The organism is Pseudomonas sp. KCJK9111 (genome assembly GCF_046231935.1).
Lineage (GTDB): Bacteria > Pseudomonadota > Gammaproteobacteria > Pseudomonadales > Pseudomonadaceae > Aquipseudomonas > Aquipseudomonas parafulva_B.
Window position 1 is genome coordinate 1 of record NZ_JBJJMO010000045.1, and the last position, 16,946, is coordinate 16,946.

Below are 16,946 nucleotides of genomic sequence, written 5' to 3' on the forward strand. Positions count from 1 at the left end.
CCCTGCGTTCGGCCTCCTGAAGTCGCGAAGATCAAAAGCCAAAGCAAGATCAAGATCAAGATCAAGATCAAGATCAAGATCAAGATCAAGATCGAAATCGCTTCAGCTGTCCTAGGTTCCCCTCTATTCAGTCGGGCTGAAGCACCGTGTCCCTGGCCTCACCAAGCATCGCCGGATAATCCAGCGTGTAATGCAACCCCCGGCTCTCCTTGCGCTGCATCGCCGAGCGAATCATCAACTCCGCCACCTGCGCCAAATTGCGCAACTCGATCAAATCCCGACTGACCTTGTAGTTGCTGTAGAACTCATCGATTTCATCCAGCAACAACCGCACGCGATGCTGCGCCCGTTGCAACCGCTTGCTGGTCCGCACGATCCCCACGTAATCCCACATGAAGCGCCGTAGCTCATCCCAGTTATGCGCGATGATCACATCCTCGTCCGAGTCCGTGACCTGGCTGGCGTCCCATCCAGGCAAGGCCTCAGGCATGCCCACATTTTCGAGGTTCGCCTGGATGTCGGCCGCCGCCGCCCGGCCGTAGACGAAGCACTCCAGCAGCGAGTTGCTGGCCATGCGATTGGCGCCATGCAGCCCCGTGAAACTGGTTTCACCAATCGCATACAGCCCCGGCACATCCGTGTGCCCCCTGTCGTCCACCATGACGCCACCACAGGTGTAATGCGCTGCCGGCACGACAGGTATTGGCTGGCGCGTGATGTCGATGCCAAAGCTCAGGCACCGCTCGTAAACGGTGGGGAAGTGGCTCTTGATGAACTCGACAGGCTTGTGCGAGATGTCCAGGTAGACGCAGTCCACCCCCAGGCGCTTCATTTCATGGTCGATCGCCCGCGCCACGATGTCGCGCGGGGCAAGCTCCTCGCGCGGGTCGAAGCGGGGCATGAAGCGCTCGCCGTTGGGCAGGCGAAGCAGGGCGCCTTCGCCACGCAGGGCCTCGGTGATCAAAAAGCTCTTGGCCTGCGGGTGATAAAGGCACGTAGGGTGGAACTGGTTGAATTCAAGGTTTGCGACCCTGCAGCCGGCCCGCCAGGCCATGGCGATACCATCGCCGCACGCGCCATCCGGGTTGCTGGTGTACAAGTACACTTTCGCCGCACCCCCCGTGGCCAGCACCGTGAACCGCGCACCGAACGTGTCCACCTGGCCCGTGTTGCGGTCCAGCACATAGGCGCCCAGGCAGCGCTCACCGTCCAAGCCCAAGCGCCGCTCGGTGATCAGGTCCACGGCCACACGCTGCTCCAGCAGCTCGATGTTCGGGCGCTGCCTGGCCTGGGCCAGCAAGGTGTTGAAGATGGCCGCGCCCGTGGCATCGGCGGCATGGATAATGCGCCGGTGGCTATGGCCACCTTCACGCGTTAGATGAAATTCGAAGCCTGCGTCGACAACGCCGTGGGGCTCGTCCCGGGTGAACGGCACGCCTTGCTCGATCAGCCACTCGATGGCTTCGCGGCTGTGCTCAACGGTAAAGCGAACGGCGTCTTCGTGGCACAGGCCGCCGCCGGCATTGAGGGTGTCCTCCACATGGGACTGAATCGTATCGGCGCCATCGAGCACCGCCGCTACGCCCCCTTGGGCCCAGTAGGTCGAACCGCTGGCCAGGTCACCCTTGCTCAGCACCGCAATGCGCAGATTCGCAGGCAGGTTCAGGGCCAGGCTAAGGCCCGCTGCGCCGCTGCCGATAACCAGGACATCATGTTGGAATTGTTGGCTCATGTCAGGACACTAGTAATCTTCGGAAGGGGCACGGCACAATAGCCACGCGTCGATGGCATTGTGAAACTATCGTTTATTGGCCGGGTGGCCTTTATAGCAGCCTCGGGTGGCCCTTTTCCATGCCGCTCGCCCGGTAACGGCAGGCATTGTGGGAACTTTCCAGCGTGGCTGGAAATCCTATGAAGGCTGCCCGCACGCCAACAATTTGCCGCGGCGACGCAGGGCGGTAGCTCGACATTGGGCTCACCTGCGTATTCGTAACCTGATTATCGACGTTGTCGGCTGCTGCCGTACCGCGTCTTCCGTGCACGCCGCTCAAGGTCTGCAGGAAACTTGCTTGGAGGGGAGAACTTTTGCGCAAAGCCCGAGTCTATGGTTGCAAGCCTGAGCGATGGCCGCTGCAACACTCCTTCGAGTTCACCGAGGAGTGTTCATGCTAACCCAGGAAGAAGATCAGCAACTGGTCGAGCGCGTACAGCGCGGCGACAGGCGAGCTTTCGATCTATTGGTGCTGAAGTACCAGCACAAGATTCTCGGGTTGATCGTGCGGTTTGTCCATGACACCCACGAAGCCCAGGACGTAGCACAGGAAGCGTTCATCAAGGCGTACCGTGCGCTTGGCAATTTCCGCGGTGACAGTGCGTTTTACACGTGGCTGTACCGCATTGCCATCAACACGGCGAAGAACTACCTGGTGTCCCGTGGAAGACGGCCGCCAGACAGCGATGTGAGCTCCGAGGATGCGGAGTTTTACGACGGCGATCATGGCCTCAAGGATCTTGAGTCCCCGGAGCGCTCGTTGTTGCGGGATGAGATCGAAGGCACTGTCCATCGCACCATTCAGCAGCTGCCAGAAGACTTGCGTACGGCGCTGACCCTGCGAGAGTTCGATGGCCTGAGTTACGAAGACATTGCCAGCGTCATGCAATGTCCAGTGGGTACCGTGCGCTCTCGGATCTTCCGCGCTCGGGAGGCCATTGACAAAGCCTTGCAGCCTTTGCTGCAGGAAACCTGAGACAGCGGCTACAGCCAAAAGAGGAACCGCCATGAGTCGTGAAGCTTTGCAGGAATCGCTGTCCGCGGTAATGGATAACGAAGCGGACCAACTGGAATTGCGTCGGGTATTGAACGCCGTCGACGATGCCGAAACCCGTGCCACCTGGTCGCGTTACCAGGTAGCCCGCGCAGCCATGCACAAGGAGCTGCTGCTGCCTAACCTGGACATCGCCTCGGCGGTATCCGCGGCACTGGCCGATGAGGCCGTACCTGCCAAGGCCAAGCAAGGCCCATGGCGCACCGTAAGCCGTGTGGCCGTTGCCGCGTCGGTTACCCTCGCCGTACTGGCAGGTGTGCGCCTGTACAACCAGGACGATATCACCGGTGCTCAGCTGGCTGCCCAGCAGCCTGTTCAGCAGGGTGTGACCGTGCCTCAGGCCCAAGGCCCTGCCGTGCTGGCCGGCTACAGCGAAAGCAGTGATCAGCCGACCGGCCCAATGGCCAACGGCGTGCTGCAGAACCAGGCTGGCTGGGATCAGCGCCTGCCAGGTTACCTGCGTCAACATGCCCAGGAGTCCGCTCTGAAGGGTTCTGAAACCGCATTGCCTTACGCCCGCGCCGCCAGCCTGGAAAACCGCTAATTAGGGAGGCTCATGCGCGCGCTACCTCTCCTGTCGCTGCTGCTCGGCAGCTGCATGACGGTGCCAGCATTGGCTGCCAACTCTTCGCCCGAGGCGAACGAGTGGTTGAACAAGCTGGCACAGGCCGAGCAACGACAGAGCTACCTGGGCGCCTTCGTTTACGAACGTAACGGCAGCTTTTCAACCCACGATATCTGGCACCGTGTCCAAGAGGGCAAGGTCAGCGAGCGGCTGCTGCAGCTCGATGGCACCGCCCAGGAAATCGTGCGCGTCGATGGCAAGGTACAGTGCGTCAGTGGCGGGCTTGCCGAGGGTATCTCGGCGCCGCCCGACAGCGCGCCGCGTCGCCTTGACCCCCTCAAGCTCATGAGTTGGTATGACCTATCCGTGTCCGGCAAATCTCGCGTTGCAGGCCGGGACGCGGTGGTCGTGTCACTCTCGCCGCGTGATCAGCACCGCTACGGCTACGAACTGCACCTGGACCGTGTAACGGGCTTGCCGCTGCGCTCGCTGATGCTCAACGAGAAAGGCCAGTTGCTGGAGCGCTTCCAGATGACTCGGCTCGAAGCGCGTGTGCCAACCGACGACGATCTGCGCCCCAGTTCGGCCTGCAAGCCCGTGGTGGCGGCAGCCCCTGCCGGCGGTGCTGTGTCTGGGTGGCGTTCCGATTGGCTGCCTTCGGGGTTCGAAGTGGTCAATAGCACCATCCGCCGCGAACCTGGGCAGGGTGGCCCGGTCAGCACCTTGATGTATGACGACGGTCTGGCGCGGTTCTCTGTTTTCATCGAGCCTGTGAAAGGCGAGGCTGGCGCCGATGTGCGTACCCAGTTGGGCCCCACATCGGCGGTATCAAGGCGTCTGAGTACACCCAAGGGCCAGATGATGGTGACCGTCGTTGGCGAGATCCCCCTCGGCACGGCCGAACGCGTCGCCTTGTCGATGCGTCCTCAAGATGCCCAGGCGAGTCATTGATCGAAGGCTGATGGCGAGCGTGCTTGTGTAGAGCGTGGCTTTTTGAAATGAAATTAAAGCATTGTCATTTGCAATCTGACGGCAAATTTTCTATAGGTCAGGCTTCTGGGAGTCTGGCCATTGCTGCGTTGTGCAGGGTCGTTTTTTAATTACCGCTCGTTGTGACGGGAGCCGTATGTCAATACCTCGCTTGAAACCCTATCTATCGTTCTTCGCGGCCGTGCTGATGCTCGGGCAAGTGCTGACGGTCCAGGCTGAAGAAGCCTTGCCGGATTTCACGACACTGGTCGAGCAAGCCTCGCCTGCGGTCGTCAACATCAGTACCAAGCAGAAGCTTCCGGACCGTCGCAGCGCCGCGGGTCAAATGCCGGATCTCGAAGGTCTGCCGCCAATGTTCCGCGAATTCTTCGAGCGCAACCTTCCGCAGCAACCGCGTGCGCCGCGTGGTGATCGCCAGCGTGAGGCGCAGTCACTGGGCTCGGGCTTCATCATCTCCAGCGACGGCTATGTGCTGACCAATAACCATGTGATCGCCGACGCCGACGAAATCATCGTGCGCCTGTCCGATCGTAGCGAATTGCAAGCCAAGCTGGTCGGTACCGACCCGCGCACCGACGTCGCGCTGCTGAAGGTGGAAGGCAAGAACCTGCCTACCGTCAAGCTGGGCGATTCGGAAAAGCTCAAGGTCGGCGAATGGGTTTTGGCCATCGGCTCGCCGTTCGGCTTCGACCATTCGGTGACCAAAGGTATCGTCAGTGCCAAGGGTCGCACGCTGCCTAACGACACCTACGTACCATTCATCCAGACCGACGTTGCGATCAACCCGGGTAACTCCGGGGGGCCGCTGTTCAACATGAACGGCGAAGTGGTGGGGATCAACTCGCAGATCTTCACGCGCTCCGGTGGCTTCATGGGCCTGTCGTTCGCGATCCCGATCGACGTGGCCATCGACGTCTCGAATCAGTTGAAGAAGGACGGCAAGGTCAGCCGCGGCTGGCTGGGCGTTGTCATCCAGGAGGTCAACAAGGACCTGGCTGAATCCTTCGGTCTGGACAAACCGGCCGGTGCGCTGGTCGCCCAGGTGCTTGAAAACGGGCCTGCTGCCAAAGGCGGCCTACAAGTCGGTGATGTCATCCTGAGCATGAATGGCCAGCCGATCATCATGTCGGCCGACCTGCCGCACCTGGTAGGTGGTCTGAAGGATGGTGCCAAGGCCAAGTTGGACATCATTCGCAACGGTAAGCGCCAAACCCTCGATGTCAGCGTTGGCGCACTGCCAGACGACGATGCCGACATCGGCGCCGGTGCCGGCGACAGCAATGTCGAGCGCAGCAGCAATCGCCTGGGCGTCTCGGTGGCCGACCTTACTGCCGAGCAGAAGAAGTCCCTGGAGCTCAAGGGCGGCGTGGTCATCAAGGAAGTGCAGGATGGTCCGGCCGCGCTGATCGGCCTGCGTCCGGGTGACGTGATCAGTCACCTGAACAACCAGGCCATCGGTTCGGCCAAGGAATTCACGCAGATCGCCAAGGAGCTGCCGAAGAACCGCTCTGTGTCCATGCGCGTGTTGCGCCAGGGGCGTGCCAGCTTCATTACCTTCAAGCTCGCCGAGTAAGCGCGGCGGATACGGGAGGAGGGCAGCGACAGCTGCCCTTTTTCATGTGCAGTGACACTTCCCTGCCAAGCTGCAGGTGACGGCCGGGCAGAGGAATCTCCCACATCCTGGCAGCTTCAGGTACAATTGCCGGCTATTTTTCGGCGGGCGTCTGGCTCGCAGCCTTTTCCGAGTGTTGACCCGTGAGTGATTTGAGTCATATCCGCAATTTCTCCATCATCGCCCACATCGACCATGGCAAGTCGACGCTGGCCGACCGTTTCATTCAAATGTGCGGTGGCCTGACAGCGCGCGAAATGGAAGCCCAGGTGCTTGACTCCATGGACCTGGAGCGCGAACGCGGGATCACCATCAAGGCCCACAGCGTCACGCTCAACTACAAGGCCCAGGACGGCAAGGTCTACCAGCTCAACTTCATCGATACCCCCGGCCACGTCGACTTCACCTATGAAGTCTCGCGCTCGCTGGCGGCGTGCGAAGGGGCGTTGCTGGTGGTCGATGCCGGTCAGGGCGTCGAGGCTCAGTCCGTCGCCAACTGCTACACGGCCATCGAGCAAGGCCTGGAAGTCATGCCGGTCCTGAACAAGATGGACCTGCCACAGGCCGATCCCGATCGCGTCAAGGACGAGATCGAGAAGATCATCGGCATTGATGCCACCGACGCTGTGGCCTGCAGTGCCAAGAGCGGCATGGGGGTGGACGAGGTGCTCGAGCGCCTGGTGCATACCATTCCCGCCCCGACTGGCGATATCGACGCGCCACTGCAAGCCCTGATCATCGACTCCTGGTTCGATAACTACCTGGGGGTGGTCTCGCTGGTGCGCGTGCGCCACGGTCGCGTCAAGAAAGGCGACAAGATTCTGGTCAAGTCCACCGGCAAGCTGCACCTGGTCGACAGCGTGGGCGTGTTCACGCCCAAGCACACCCAGACCGCCGACCTCAAGGCCGGCGAAGTAGGCTTCATCATTGCCAGCATCAAGGACATCCACGGTGCCCCGGTTGGCGATACCCTGACCCTGTCGTCCACTCCGGAAGTCGAAGTGCTGCCTGGGTTCAAGAAGATCCAGCCGCAGGTATACGCCGGCCTGTTCCCGGTCAGTTCCGATGACTTCGAAGACTTCCGCGATGCCCTGCAGAAGCTGACCCTCAACGATTCGTCCCTGCAGTACATGCCCGAAAGCTCCGACGCCCTGGGCTTTGGCTTCCGCTGCGGGTTCCTGGGCATGCTGCACATGGAGATCATCCAGGAGCGCCTGGAGCGCGAGTACGACCTGGACCTGATCACCACCGCGCCCAGCGTGATCTACGAGCTGGAACTCAAGACGGGTGAAACCATTGTCGTCGACAACCCGTCGAAGCTCCCAGACGTCTCGTCGGTCACCGACTTCCGCGAGCCGATCGTGACCGCGACCATCCTGGTGCCGCAAGAACACCTGGGTAACGTGATCACCTTGTGTATCGAGAAGCGTGGCGTTCAGCGCGACATGCAGTTCCTGGGCAGCCAGGTGCAAGTGCGCTACGACATGCCGATGAACGAAGTGGTACTGGACTTCTTCGACCGCTTGAAGTCCACCAGCCGTGGCTATGCTTCGCTGGACTATCACTTCGATCGTTACCAGTCGGCCAACCTGGTCAAGCTGGATGTGTTGATCAACGGCGACAAGGTCGATGCCCTGGCATTGATCGTGCACCGCGACAACGCTGCGTACAAAGGCCGCGCGTTGACCGAGAAGATGAAGGAGCTGATCCCGCGGCAGATGTTCGATGTGGCGATCCAGGCAGCCATTGGTGGCCAGATCATCGCGCGTACCACTGTCAAGGCGCTCAGAAAGAACGTACTGGCCAAATGTTATGGCGGCGACGTCAGCCGTAAGAAGAAGCTGCTCGAGAAGCAGAAGGCCGGTAAGAAACGCATGAAACAGGTGGGCAACGTGGAAATTCCACAAGAAGCCTTCCTCGCCGTGCTCAGGTTGGATAGTTAGGTCCTATGTCGCTAAATTTCCCGCTGTTGCTCGTCATTGCCGTGTTCGTGTGCGGTCTGTTGGGCCTGATCGACCTTTTGTTCCTGGCGCCGCGCCGACGTGCGGCGATCGCCAATTACCAGGGCAGTGTCAGCCAGCCGGAACCGGCGGTGGTCGAGCGCTTGAACAAGGAACCCTTGCTGGTCGAATACGGCAAGTCGTTCTTCCCGGTACTCTTCATCGTGCTGGTGCTGCGCTCGTTCCTGGTCGAACCGTTCCAGATTCCGTCGGGGTCGATGAAACCCACGCTGGAAGTGGGTGACTTCATCCTGGTGAACAAGTTCTCCTACGGCATCCGCTTGCCGGTGATCGACAAGAAGGTCATCGAGGTGGGCGACCCGCAGCGCGGCGATGTCATGGTGTTCCGCTACCCCAGCGACCCGAACGTCAACTACATCAAGCGGGTCGTCGGCTTGCCCGGTGACCAGATCCGCTACACCAACGACAAGCAGTTGTTTGTCAACGGTCAGCGGGTCGCCGAGCAACTGGTGGGTACCGAGCCTGGGACCCTAGGCAGCGCTCAGCTGTACAAGGAGAAGCTCGGTGCTGCAGAGCACCTGATCCGCAAGGAGATGAGCCGTTATCGCATGCCGCCGGACCAGCAATGGACGGTACCAGCCGGCCATTACTTCATGATGGGCGACAACCGCGACAACTCCAACGACAGCCGTTACTGGGATGACCCCAATATTCCCAAGGAACTGCACGGCATGGTTCCGGACCGCAACATCGTTGGCAAGGCTTTCGCCGTATGGATGAGCTGGCCTGAGCCGAAACTCAGCCACCTGCCTAACTTGTCGCGGGTCGGACTGATCCATTGATACCCTTCGGCGCTGTCCATACAGCGCCGAATGCTTTTCTGACATAGGCTGTGTCTCAGGGATGGGAGATTCGCCGCCCAGCGTGCGGTGACCATGGCCAAACCGTCTTTCAGGATGCTGATTTGAACAACGCGTTTAACAACGATCGGGTGGCCGCATGACTGCTTCCCTTACCCGCCTGGAGCGAAAGCTCGGTTACACCTTCAAGGACCAGGACCAGATGCTCCTGGCGTTGACCCACCGAAGCTATGCCGGACGCAACAACGAGCGTCTGGAATTCCTCGGTGACGCCATTCTCAACTTCGTCGCCGGCGAGGCGCTGTTCGAGCGCTTCCCTCAGGCCCGTGAAGGGCAGCTGTCACGGCTGCGCGCCCGCCTGGTCAAGGGCGAGACCCTGGCCCGTCTGGCCCGCGGGTTCGACCTGGGCGAATACCTGCGCCTGGGTTCCGGCGAGCTCAAAAGCGGGGGCTTTCGCCGCGAGTCCATTCTGGCCGATGCGCTGGAGGCCTTGATCGGGGCCATCTACCTGGACGCCGACATGGACACGGCCCGCGAGCGCGTGCTTGCCTGGCTGGCCAACGAGTTCGAAGGGCTGACCTTGGTCGATACCAACAAAGATCCTAAAACGCGCCTGCAGGAGTTCCTGCAATCGCGCAGTTGCGAGCTGCCGCGTTACGAAGTGGTGGATATCCAGGGCGAACCTCACTGCCGTACGTTCTTCGTCGAATGCGAAGTGGTGCTGCTGAACAACAAGAGTCGTGGTCAGGGTGTCAGCCGGCGTATCGCCGAGCAGGTAGCCGCTGCGTCCGCATTGATCGCCCTGGGCGTGGAGAATGGCAATGACTGAGAACACCACCACCCGTTGCGGCTACGTCGCCATTGTCGGTCGCCCCAACGTCGGCAAGTCGACCCTGTTGAATCACATCCTCGGTCAGAAGCTGGCCATCACCTCGCGCAAGCCACAGACCACGCGCCACAACATGCTCGGCATCAAGACCGAGGGCCAGGTGCAGGCCATCTACGTCGATACCCCCGGCATGCACAAAGCCAACGACAAGGCCCTGAACCGCTACATGAATCGCAACGCCTCGGCGGCCTTGAAGGACGTCGACGTGGTGATCTTCGTGGTGGACCGCACCCGCTGGACAGATGAGGACCAGTTGGTGCTCGAGCGCGTCCAGTATGTGACCGGCCCGGTGATCCTGGCGGTGAACAAGACTGACCGCATGGATGAAAAGGCCGAGCTCATTCCGCACCTTCAGTGGCTGCAAGGCCAGCTGCCCAATGCCGAGATCGTGCCCATTTCCGCACAGCAGGGCCACAACCTCGAGTCGCTCGAAGCGCTGATTGCCAAGCACCTGCCGGAAAACGAGCATTTCTTCCCGGAAGATCAGATCACCGATCGCAGCAGCCGCTTTCTGGCTGCCGAGCTGGTGCGCGAAAAGATCATGCGCCAGTTGGGCGCCGAGCTGCCTTACCAGATCACGGTCGAGATCGAGGAGTTCAAGCAGCAGGGGCATGTGTTGCATATCCATGCACTGATCCTGGTCGAACGCGACGGGCAGAAGAAAATCATCATCGGCGACAAGGGTGAGCGCATCAAGCGCATCGGTTCCGACGCGCGCAAGGACATGGAAGTGCTGTTCGACGCCAAGGTGATGCTCAACCTCTGGGTCAAGGTCAAAGGCGGCTGGTCCGATGACGAGCGCGCCCTGCGTTCGCTGGGTTACGGCGACCTCTAAGGCTCACGCGGCCTGATGCGAGTACGCCCCGGTCGGTGCGTTCTCGCCAGCGTCTGCCTCACGCGGGCTGGTGAATTTCATGGAACAACCTGTCGGTCAGCCAGCCTACGTGCTGCACAGCCGCGCCTACAAGGAAACCAGCGCGCTGGTGGACTTCTTCACCCCCCAGGGGCGCGTACGTGCCGTATTGCGCCGTGCGCGTGGCAAGGGTGGCAGCCTGGTGCGCCCCTTCGTGCCACTGGAGCTTGAGCTGCGCGGGCGAGGGGAGCTGAAGAACGTTGGCAGGCTGGAAACGGTCGGCATGGCACCCTGGCTGCACGGGGACGCTGTCTTCAGCGGTTTGTACCTCAATGAGTTGCTCATGCGCCTGCTCCCGGCAGAGGTACCTTCGCCTGGGTTGTTCGATCATTACGCGCAAACCTTGCAAGCCCTACTCGCCGGCCGCCCGCTTGAGCCGCTGTTGCGGGCTTTTGAATGGCGGCTGCTCGATGAGCTGGGTTACGCCTTCTCGCTGCACAGGGATGTCGTTGATCAGCCCATTGCCGCCGAGGGGCTGTACCGCCTGCGCGTGGACGCTGGGCTGGAGCGGGTCGAACTGTCCCAGCCTGGGCTGTTCGGTGGCACCGAGTTGCTGGCCCTGGCCGAGGCGGACTGGGAAACGCCAGGTGCTTTGCTGGCGGCCAAGCGCTTGATGCGCCAGGCCTTGGCCGTTCATCTGGGTGGCAAGCCGCTGGTCAGCCGCGAACTGTTTCGCAAGCGCTGATCACGACGTATGCTGTAGGGCTCAATCCAAGGAGAGCCTTTCGTGACTCACAGCAACCGCATGCTTCTCGGCGTGAACATCGACCATGTGGCCACCCTGCGCCAGGCCCGGGGTACGCGCTATCCAGACCCTGTCAAGGCGGCGCTGGATGCTGAAGAGGCGGGTGCCGACGGCATCACCGTGCACCTGCGCGAGGATCGCCGCCACATCCAGGAGCGCGACGTGCTGCTGCTCAAGGATGTATTGCAGACGCGCATGAACTTCGAAATGGGCGTCACCGAAGAGATGATGGCCTTTGCCGAAAAGATCCGCCCTGCACACATCTGCCTGGTACCTGAAACCCGTCAGGAACTCACCACAGAAGGTGGGTTGGATGTGGCAGGCCAGGAAGCGCGGATCAAGGCGGCCGTCGAGCGCCTGTCGCGCATCGGCGCAGAAGTGTCGCTGTTCATCGATGCCGACGAACGCCAGATCGAGGCCTCGCACCGGGTGGGCGCGCCGGCCATCGAGCTGCACACCGGCCGTTATGCCGACGCGCAATCACCTACCGAAGTGGCCGAGGAGCTCAAGCGCATTGTCGATGGCGTTGCGTTTGGCCTCGGGCAGGGCCTGATCGTCAATGCCGGTCACGGCCTGCACTACCATAACGTCGAGGCCGTGGCGGCCATCAAGGGCATCAACGAACTGAACATCGGCCACGCACTGGTCGCCCACGCATTGTTCGTGGGCTTCAAGGCCGCCGTTTCAGAAATGAAGGCGTTGATTCTCGCGGCCTCGCGTTGAGCCAATGGTTACTTGCGCGCTACCAGCGTGGCGCGACGCGGGGCAGGCAAGCCCTCGATGGTTTTGCCTGAATCGCTGGGGTCGAGGAAATCACTGAGCGACTGGTAGCGCATCCATTCGGTGCTGCGCTGTTCTTCCAGACTCGTGACACTGACATCCACGCAGCGCACATCACTGAACCCAGCCCGGCGCAGCCAGCGCTCCAGGGCTGGGACCGAGGGCAGGAACCACACGTTGCGCATCTGCGCGTAACGGTCCTCGGGCACCAGCACCTGTTGTGTGTCGCCTTCGATCACCAATGTTTCCAATACCAGCTCGCCGCCCTTTACCAGGCAGTCCTTGAGCGCCAGCAGGTGCTCGATGGGCGAGCGACGGTGATAAAACACCCCCATCGAAAACACCGTGTCGAAGCCTTCGAGGCTGGCAGGCAGGTCTTCCAGGGCGAAGGGGAGGTGCCAGGCGGGCAGGTCCGGCAAGTACCGTTGCACCGCCTGGAACTGACAGAAGAACAACCAGTTCGGGTCGACCCCGATGACCATGTCGGCCCCGGCGCCTAGCATGCGCCACTGGTAATAGCCATTACCGCAGCCAACATCCAGTACCCGCTTGCCCTTGAGGTCCAGGTGCGGTGCGACGCGCGACCACTTCCAGTCCGAGCGCCATTCGGTATCGACGTGCACGCCAAACAGATCGAAGGGGCCCTTGCGCCAGGGCGACAGCCCCATCAATGCCTGGCGCATCTGCACGCGGCTGGCGTCATCGCAGTCGCAGTCCAGGCGCAATCCATTTACCAGGTCGATTTCGCTCGGTTGCAGCGCCGGAAGCGCGTCCAGTGCACCGCGCCAGCGGTCCAGGTCGCCATGACCTTTTTCCAGCTTGGTATCGAGCTGCGCCTGCAGGCCTTGCGACCATGCAGCCAGGGGGGTGCCCGCCAGGCGGCGCGCCAGAGGAGAAAGGTCGATCATGGTAGGGCTATCAACGAGGCAAAGTTTAGGCATTGGAACCAGGGCACCACGGTCGAGAACCCTGCATCGAGCAGGCGCTGGCGGTGGGTTTCCAGGGTGTCGGGCTTCATCACGTTATCTATGGCGCTGCGCTTCTGGGCAATTTCCAGTTCGCTGTAGCCGTTGGCACGCTTGAAGTCCAGGTGCAGGTCATTGAGCAGTGCCTGCGCGGTGCTGTCGGCAAAGCACAGCTTTTCCGAAAGAATCAGGGCACCGCCGGGTAGCAGTGACTGGCGGATGCGCGTCAATAGCGCCAGGCGCTGTGGAGGTGCGATGAACTGCAGGGTGAAGTTCATCGCTACCACCGAGGCCGGTTCGAACGCCAGGTTGAGGATGTCCGCTTCCAGCACCTCAACAGGCAACAACTCCTGGAACATCGAGTCCTGGGCCGCGAGGTATTCCCGGCAGCGCTCGACCATGGCGGCGGAATTGTCCACGGCGATGACTCGGCAACCTTCCCCGCGCACGTGCCGACGCAAGGCCTGCGTTACCGCACCGAGCGAGGCGCCCAGGTCATACAGCGCCGTACCGGGCTTGGCGAAGCGCGCGGCCAGTACGCCCACATTTTCGACAATGGTGGGGTAGCCCGGCACGGAGCGCTTGATCATGTCCGGGAACACGCGCACCACATCCTCGTTGAAAACGAAGTCGGGGACCTGCGCCAACGGTTGGGCGAAAAGACGATCGGGATCTGTGGTCACGGCGGGCTCGGGGCTGGGTAAAACGGGGCGCGCATTTTATCGAATGGCGGTTGATCTTGCCATGCCAGCTTGGCGCCGATTGGCCTGAACCATGCGTATGTATGAGCAGGCACGCCCACGTACGTCAGCACCGAGCGTTAGCGCACGACGACAGTGCAATCGAAGGTTTGCACAGGCGCCACCTGCCTAGCCCAGGGCTGCTGGTAGACCAGCTTCAATGCCGCCTTGCCGGGTTGATCGGCCTGATAGCGCCACGTCGAGAGGCCTTCGTTGCCGACCACATCCTCCTGATCAGGCGCGCTGTAGACCTCAGGCCCGAGACTGACGAGCACAGGCGTGGCTGCGGCTTCCACGCGCCAGCGGTAGCCAGTGGAAGGGTTGCTGGGTAGGGTCAAGTTCAACACCTGCCCTTTTTCAAGGTAGACCGGGCACTCACTGTCGGCATCCAGGGTGACAGGCTCGAACCCATGTTGGGCGCAGGCGGTTAGCAGGGTCAGCCCCAACGGGGCAAGAAGGCGTGAGGTGGACATAGGGGCTCCACGGGTTGTCGAACGCCCGAGGATAACCGATTAAGCGCCACGGCAGTCATACCGAGGTACGAATGAACCAGGGGCTGTGGCACAGCCCCTGTTCCTGGGCTTTAGAAAAGCACTTTCGCGACATCCGCAAAGCGCTTGGCGAAATGCACCGTCAACCCTTCGCGCAGGTATTCGGGCAGCTCCTCGAAATCGCCGCGATTGGGTTCGGGCAGGATCAGCTCGTGGATCTTCTGCCGACGGGCCGCGATGACCTTTTCGCGCACCCCACCGATAGGGAGCACCTGCCCAGTCAAGGTCAGCTCGCCGGTCATGGCCACGCCTTTCTTCGGTGCCTGATCCCTTGCCAAGGACAGCAACGCGCTGGCCATGGTGATGCCGGCGCTCGGACCATCCTTCGGCGTGGCGCCCTCCGGCACATGCAGGTGAATGAACGCTTCGTTGAAGAACGCCGGGTCGCCGCCAAACTGCTTGAGGTTGGAGCTGACATAGCTGTACGCGATTTCAGCCGATTCCTTCATGACATCGCCGAGCTTGCCGGTGAGTTTGAAACCGCGGTTTAGCGTATGAATGCGCGTCGCTTCGATCGGCAGGGTCGCACCGCCCATGCTCGTCCAGGCAAGGCCTGTGATCACACCCTTGCCCGCCAGCACCTGCTCGCTGCGGAACACCGGCATGCCCAATGCACCTTCAAGGTCCTTTGGTCCGATCTTGAGCTTGGCGGTAGGGTCTTCAAGCAGCTTCACCACGGCCTTGCGCACCAGTTTGCCCAACTGTTTTTCCAGCTGTCGCACGCCGGCCTCACGGGCATAGCCTTCGATCACCAGGCGCAAGGCGCTGTCGGTGATGCTCAGGCTGCTTTTGGCCACGCCCGCCTTGGCCAGTTGCTTGGGCCAGAGGTGGCGTTTGGCGATGGCCAGTTTTTCTTCGGTGATGTACCCGGACAGGCGAATGACCTCCATGCGGTCAAGCAGCGGGCCGGGGATGGAGTCCAGGGTATTGGCGGTGCACACGAACAGCACTTTGGACAGGTCCAGGCGCAGGTCCAGGTAATGATCGAGGAAGTCGACGTTCTGCTCGGGGTCCAGGGTTTCCAATAGCGCCGAGGCAGGGTCGCCCTGGTAGCTTTGTCCCATCTTGTCGATTTCGTCGAGCATGATGACCGGGTTCATCACCTCCACATCCTTCAGGGCTTGTACCAGCTTGCCGGGCTGGGCCCCGATGTAGGTGCGGCGATGCCCCTTGATCTCGGCTTCGTCGCGCATGCCGCCCACGCTGAAGCGATAGAATGGGCGGCCCAACGATTCGGCGATGGACTTGCCGACGCTGGTCTTGCCCACCCCTGGCGGGCCTACCAGCAGCACAATGGAGCCACTGATCTCGCCTTTCCATGCCCCAACGGCCAGAAACTCGAGGATCCGTTCCTTGATATCGTCCAGTCCCGCATGGTGCTGATCGAGCAGCTTGCGAGCGTGCTTGAGGTCGAGCTTGTCATCGCCGTAGATACCCCAGGGCAGGGCTGTCGCCCAATCCAGGTAGTTCCGGGTCACCGCGTATTCGGGCGAACCTGTTTCCAGGATCGCCAGCTTGCCCATCTCTTCATCGATGCGCTTGCGTGCCTGATCCGGCAGGGTCTTGCCTTCGAGCCGCTGCTCGAACTGCTCCAGATCCGCGCTGCGATCATCCTTGGTCAACCCCAGTTCCTGCTGGATGACCTTCAGTTGTTCCTTGAGGAAGAATTCGCGCTGATGCTCGCCGATCTGCCGGTTCACCTCGGCGGAAATTTCATTTTGCAGGCGAGCGACTTCGACTTCCTTGCGCAGCATGGGCAGCACTTTTTCCATGCGCTTGAGCATGGGCACGCAGTCGAGCACCTCCTGAAGCTGGCTGCCGGTCGCCGAGGTCAGTGCGGCGGCGAAGTCGGTCAGCGGGGAGGGGTCGTTGGGGCTGAAGCGGTTGAGGTAGTTCTTCAACTCTTCGCTGTACAGCGGGTTGAGGGGCAGCAGCTCCTTGATCGCGTTGATCAGGGCCATGCCATAGGCTTTGACCTCGTCGGTGGGGTCGGCCGGTTGGCGCGGGTAATCGACTTCAACCAGGTAGGGCGGACGATGGTGCTTGAGCCAGGTCCGAATACGTACCCGCGTCAAGCCCTGGGCCACGAACTGCAACTTGCCGTTCTCCCGGCTGGCATGGTGCACCTTGACCAGGGTGCCGTACTCCGGGAGGGCCTTGGTGTCGAAATGGCGGTGGTCTTCAGGCGGCGTGTCCATGAAGAACAGCGCCAGGCAGTGGTCGGGAGACTTGGCCACCAAGTCCAGCGTCTCGGCCCACGGCTCTTCGTTGACGATGACCGGTAGCACCTGTGCCGGGAAGAATGGGCGGTTGTGAATGGGGATCACATAGACCTTGTCCGGCAGTTGCTGTCCAGGCAGGGCCAAGGCATGGCCGGTTATCGGCTGGCTACTGGTGTGTTCGACTTCGTTGGAATCGTCGGCGTGTTCAGGGTAATCCTGCTGGTCGCTCATGGGGCACCTGCGTGAATGACTATGGTGCTTAGATGGGGCAAGGCAGGAAGGGTTTCAAGCCGCTGCCGGGCAGTGGCGCGCGCGCATGAAAAAGCGG

15 protein-coding genes are annotated in these 16,946 nt (G+C 61.4%); 10 read left to right on the forward strand and 5 right to left on the reverse strand.

Translation table 11 applies throughout. The annotated features are described in order from the left end of the window. Positions 1-127 precede the first annotated feature (127 nt). Positions 128-1,732, reverse strand: a complete 1,605-nt coding sequence (nadB, locus tag ACK59L_RS15290; protein ID WP_144966313.1) for an L-aspartate oxidase — start codon at positions 1,730-1,732, stop codon at positions 128-130. Positions 1,733-2,165: 433 nt separating this feature from the next. Here nadB and rpoE point away from each other — a divergent pair, with 433 nt between their 5' ends. The 10 genes from rpoE to pdxJ all read left to right on the forward strand — a co-directional run bounded on the left by rpoE (position 2,166) and on the right by pdxJ (position 12,083). After that, positions 2,166-2,747 (forward strand): RNA polymerase sigma factor RpoE, encoded by a 582-nt coding sequence (gene rpoE, locus ACK59L_RS15295; RefSeq protein WP_003252049.1) that lies wholly within the window; start codon positions 2,166-2,168, stop codon positions 2,745-2,747. 31 nt (positions 2,748-2,778) lie between these two features. After that, positions 2,779-3,369, forward strand: coding sequence for a sigma-E factor negative regulatory protein (locus ACK59L_RS15300; RefSeq protein ID WP_023535291.1), 591 nt, complete (start codon positions 2,779-2,781; stop codon positions 3,367-3,369). A 12-nt stretch (positions 3,370-3,381) separates the two neighbouring features. After that, positions 3,382-4,341 carry a MucB/RseB C-terminal domain-containing protein gene (locus ACK59L_RS15305; protein WP_058639318.1) on the forward strand — a complete coding sequence of 320 codons (960 nt, stop codon included), beginning with the start codon at positions 3,382-3,384 and terminating at the stop codon, positions 4,339-4,341. A 226-nt stretch (positions 4,342-4,567) separates the two neighbouring features. After that, on the forward strand, positions 4,568-5,953 hold the full coding sequence (locus ACK59L_RS15310; protein WP_409274548.1) for a DegQ family serine endoprotease: 1,386 nt from the start codon (positions 4,568-4,570) through the stop codon (positions 5,951-5,953). A gap of 182 nt (positions 5,954-6,135) precedes the next feature. Further along, entirely contained in the window at positions 6,136-7,935 is a 1,800-nt protein-coding gene (lepA, locus tag ACK59L_RS15315; RefSeq protein ID WP_023535281.1) for a translation elongation factor 4, read from the forward strand. 5 nt (positions 7,936-7,940) lie between these two features. Continuing rightward, a complete protein-coding gene (gene lepB, locus ACK59L_RS15320; protein WP_058605209.1) occupies positions 7,941-8,795 on the forward strand; it encodes a signal peptidase I in 855 nt (284 codons plus the stop codon). Between the two features lie 157 nt (positions 8,796-8,952). Then, the gene (gene rnc / locus ACK59L_RS15325) at positions 8,953-9,642 is read left to right on the forward strand and encodes a ribonuclease III (RefSeq protein ID WP_023535270.1); all 690 of its coding nucleotides are present in this window, start codon (positions 8,953-8,955) and stop codon (positions 9,640-9,642) included. Then, on the forward strand, positions 9,635-10,537 hold the full coding sequence (gene era, locus ACK59L_RS15330) for a GTPase Era (RefSeq protein WP_058605208.1): 903 nt from the start codon (positions 9,635-9,637) through the stop codon (positions 10,535-10,537). The genes rnc and era overlap by 8 nt, the downstream gene beginning before the upstream one ends. A gap of 79 nt (positions 10,538-10,616) precedes the next feature. Then, positions 10,617-11,300, forward strand: coding sequence for a DNA repair protein RecO (gene recO, locus ACK59L_RS15335; protein ID WP_058605207.1), 684 nt, complete (start codon positions 10,617-10,619; stop codon positions 11,298-11,300). Between the two features lie 60 nt (positions 11,301-11,360). Beyond that, the gene (gene pdxJ / locus ACK59L_RS15340; RefSeq protein ID WP_230380071.1) at positions 11,361-12,083 is read left to right on the forward strand and encodes a pyridoxine 5'-phosphate synthase; all 723 of its coding nucleotides are present in this window, start codon (positions 11,361-11,363) and stop codon (positions 12,081-12,083) included. A gap of 8 nt (positions 12,084-12,091) precedes the next feature. On the opposite strand, the gene cmoB is transcribed toward pdxJ, so the two are convergent. From cmoB to lon, 4 genes are all read right to left on the reverse strand, one after another. Continuing rightward, a complete protein-coding gene (cmoB, locus tag ACK59L_RS15345; protein WP_167339820.1) occupies positions 12,092-13,048 on the reverse strand; it encodes a tRNA 5-methoxyuridine(34)/uridine 5-oxyacetic acid(34) synthase CmoB in 957 nt (318 codons plus the stop codon). Beyond that, positions 13,045-13,788, reverse strand: coding sequence for a carboxy-S-adenosyl-L-methionine synthase CmoA (cmoA, locus tag ACK59L_RS15350; protein ID WP_409274530.1), 744 nt, complete (start codon positions 13,786-13,788; stop codon positions 13,045-13,047). Before cmoA ends, cmoB begins: the two co-directional genes overlap by 4 nt. A gap of 137 nt (positions 13,789-13,925) precedes the next feature. Then, entirely contained in the window at positions 13,926-14,318 is a 393-nt protein-coding gene (locus tag ACK59L_RS15355) for a protease inhibitor I42 family protein (RefSeq protein ID WP_409274532.1), read from the reverse strand. Positions 14,319-14,428: 110 nt separating this feature from the next. Next, complete coding sequence (gene lon, locus ACK59L_RS15360; RefSeq protein ID WP_058605200.1) at positions 14,429-16,849, reverse strand: endopeptidase La; 2,421 nt, start codon at positions 16,847-16,849, stop codon at positions 14,429-14,431. Positions 16,850-16,946: the final 97 nt, after the last annotated feature.

Bases quoted from the DNA above. Each gene is read 5' to 3' on its own strand.
- era (WP_058605208.1), top strand. From the start codon at position 9,635: ATGACTGAGAACACCACCACCCGTTGCGGCTACGTCGCCATTGTCGGT.
- cmoB (WP_167339820.1), bottom strand. From the start codon at position 13,048: ATGATCGACCTTTCTCCTCTGGCGCGCCGCCTGGCGGGCACCCCCCTG.
- lon (WP_058605200.1), bottom strand. From the start codon at position 16,849: ATGAGCGACCAGCAGGATTACCCTGAACACGCCGACGATTCCAACGAA.
- rpoE (WP_003252049.1), top strand. From the start codon at position 2,166: ATGCTAACCCAGGAAGAAGATCAGCAACTGGTCGAGCGCGTACAGCGC.
- ACK59L_RS15355 (WP_409274532.1), bottom strand. From the start codon at position 14,318: ATGTCCACCTCACGCCTTCTTGCCCCGTTGGGGCTGACCCTGCTAACC.
- ACK59L_RS15305 (WP_058639318.1), top strand. From the start codon at position 3,382: ATGCGCGCGCTACCTCTCCTGTCGCTGCTGCTCGGCAGCTGCATGACG.
- lepB (WP_058605209.1), top strand. From the start codon at position 7,941: ATGTCGCTAAATTTCCCGCTGTTGCTCGTCATTGCCGTGTTCGTGTGC.
- nadB (WP_144966313.1), bottom strand. From the start codon at position 1,732: ATGAGCCAACAATTCCAACATGATGTCCTGGTTATCGGCAGCGGCGCA.
- recO (WP_058605207.1), top strand. From the start codon at position 10,617: ATGGAACAACCTGTCGGTCAGCCAGCCTACGTGCTGCACAGCCGCGCC.
- ACK59L_RS15300 (WP_023535291.1), top strand. From the start codon at position 2,779: ATGAGTCGTGAAGCTTTGCAGGAATCGCTGTCCGCGGTAATGGATAAC.
- rnc (WP_023535270.1), top strand. From the start codon at position 8,953: ATGACTGCTTCCCTTACCCGCCTGGAGCGAAAGCTCGGTTACACCTTC.
- pdxJ (WP_230380071.1), top strand. From the start codon at position 11,361: ATGCTTCTCGGCGTGAACATCGACCATGTGGCCACCCTGCGCCAGGCC.
- ACK59L_RS15310 (WP_409274548.1), top strand. From the start codon at position 4,568: ATGCTCGGGCAAGTGCTGACGGTCCAGGCTGAAGAAGCCTTGCCGGAT.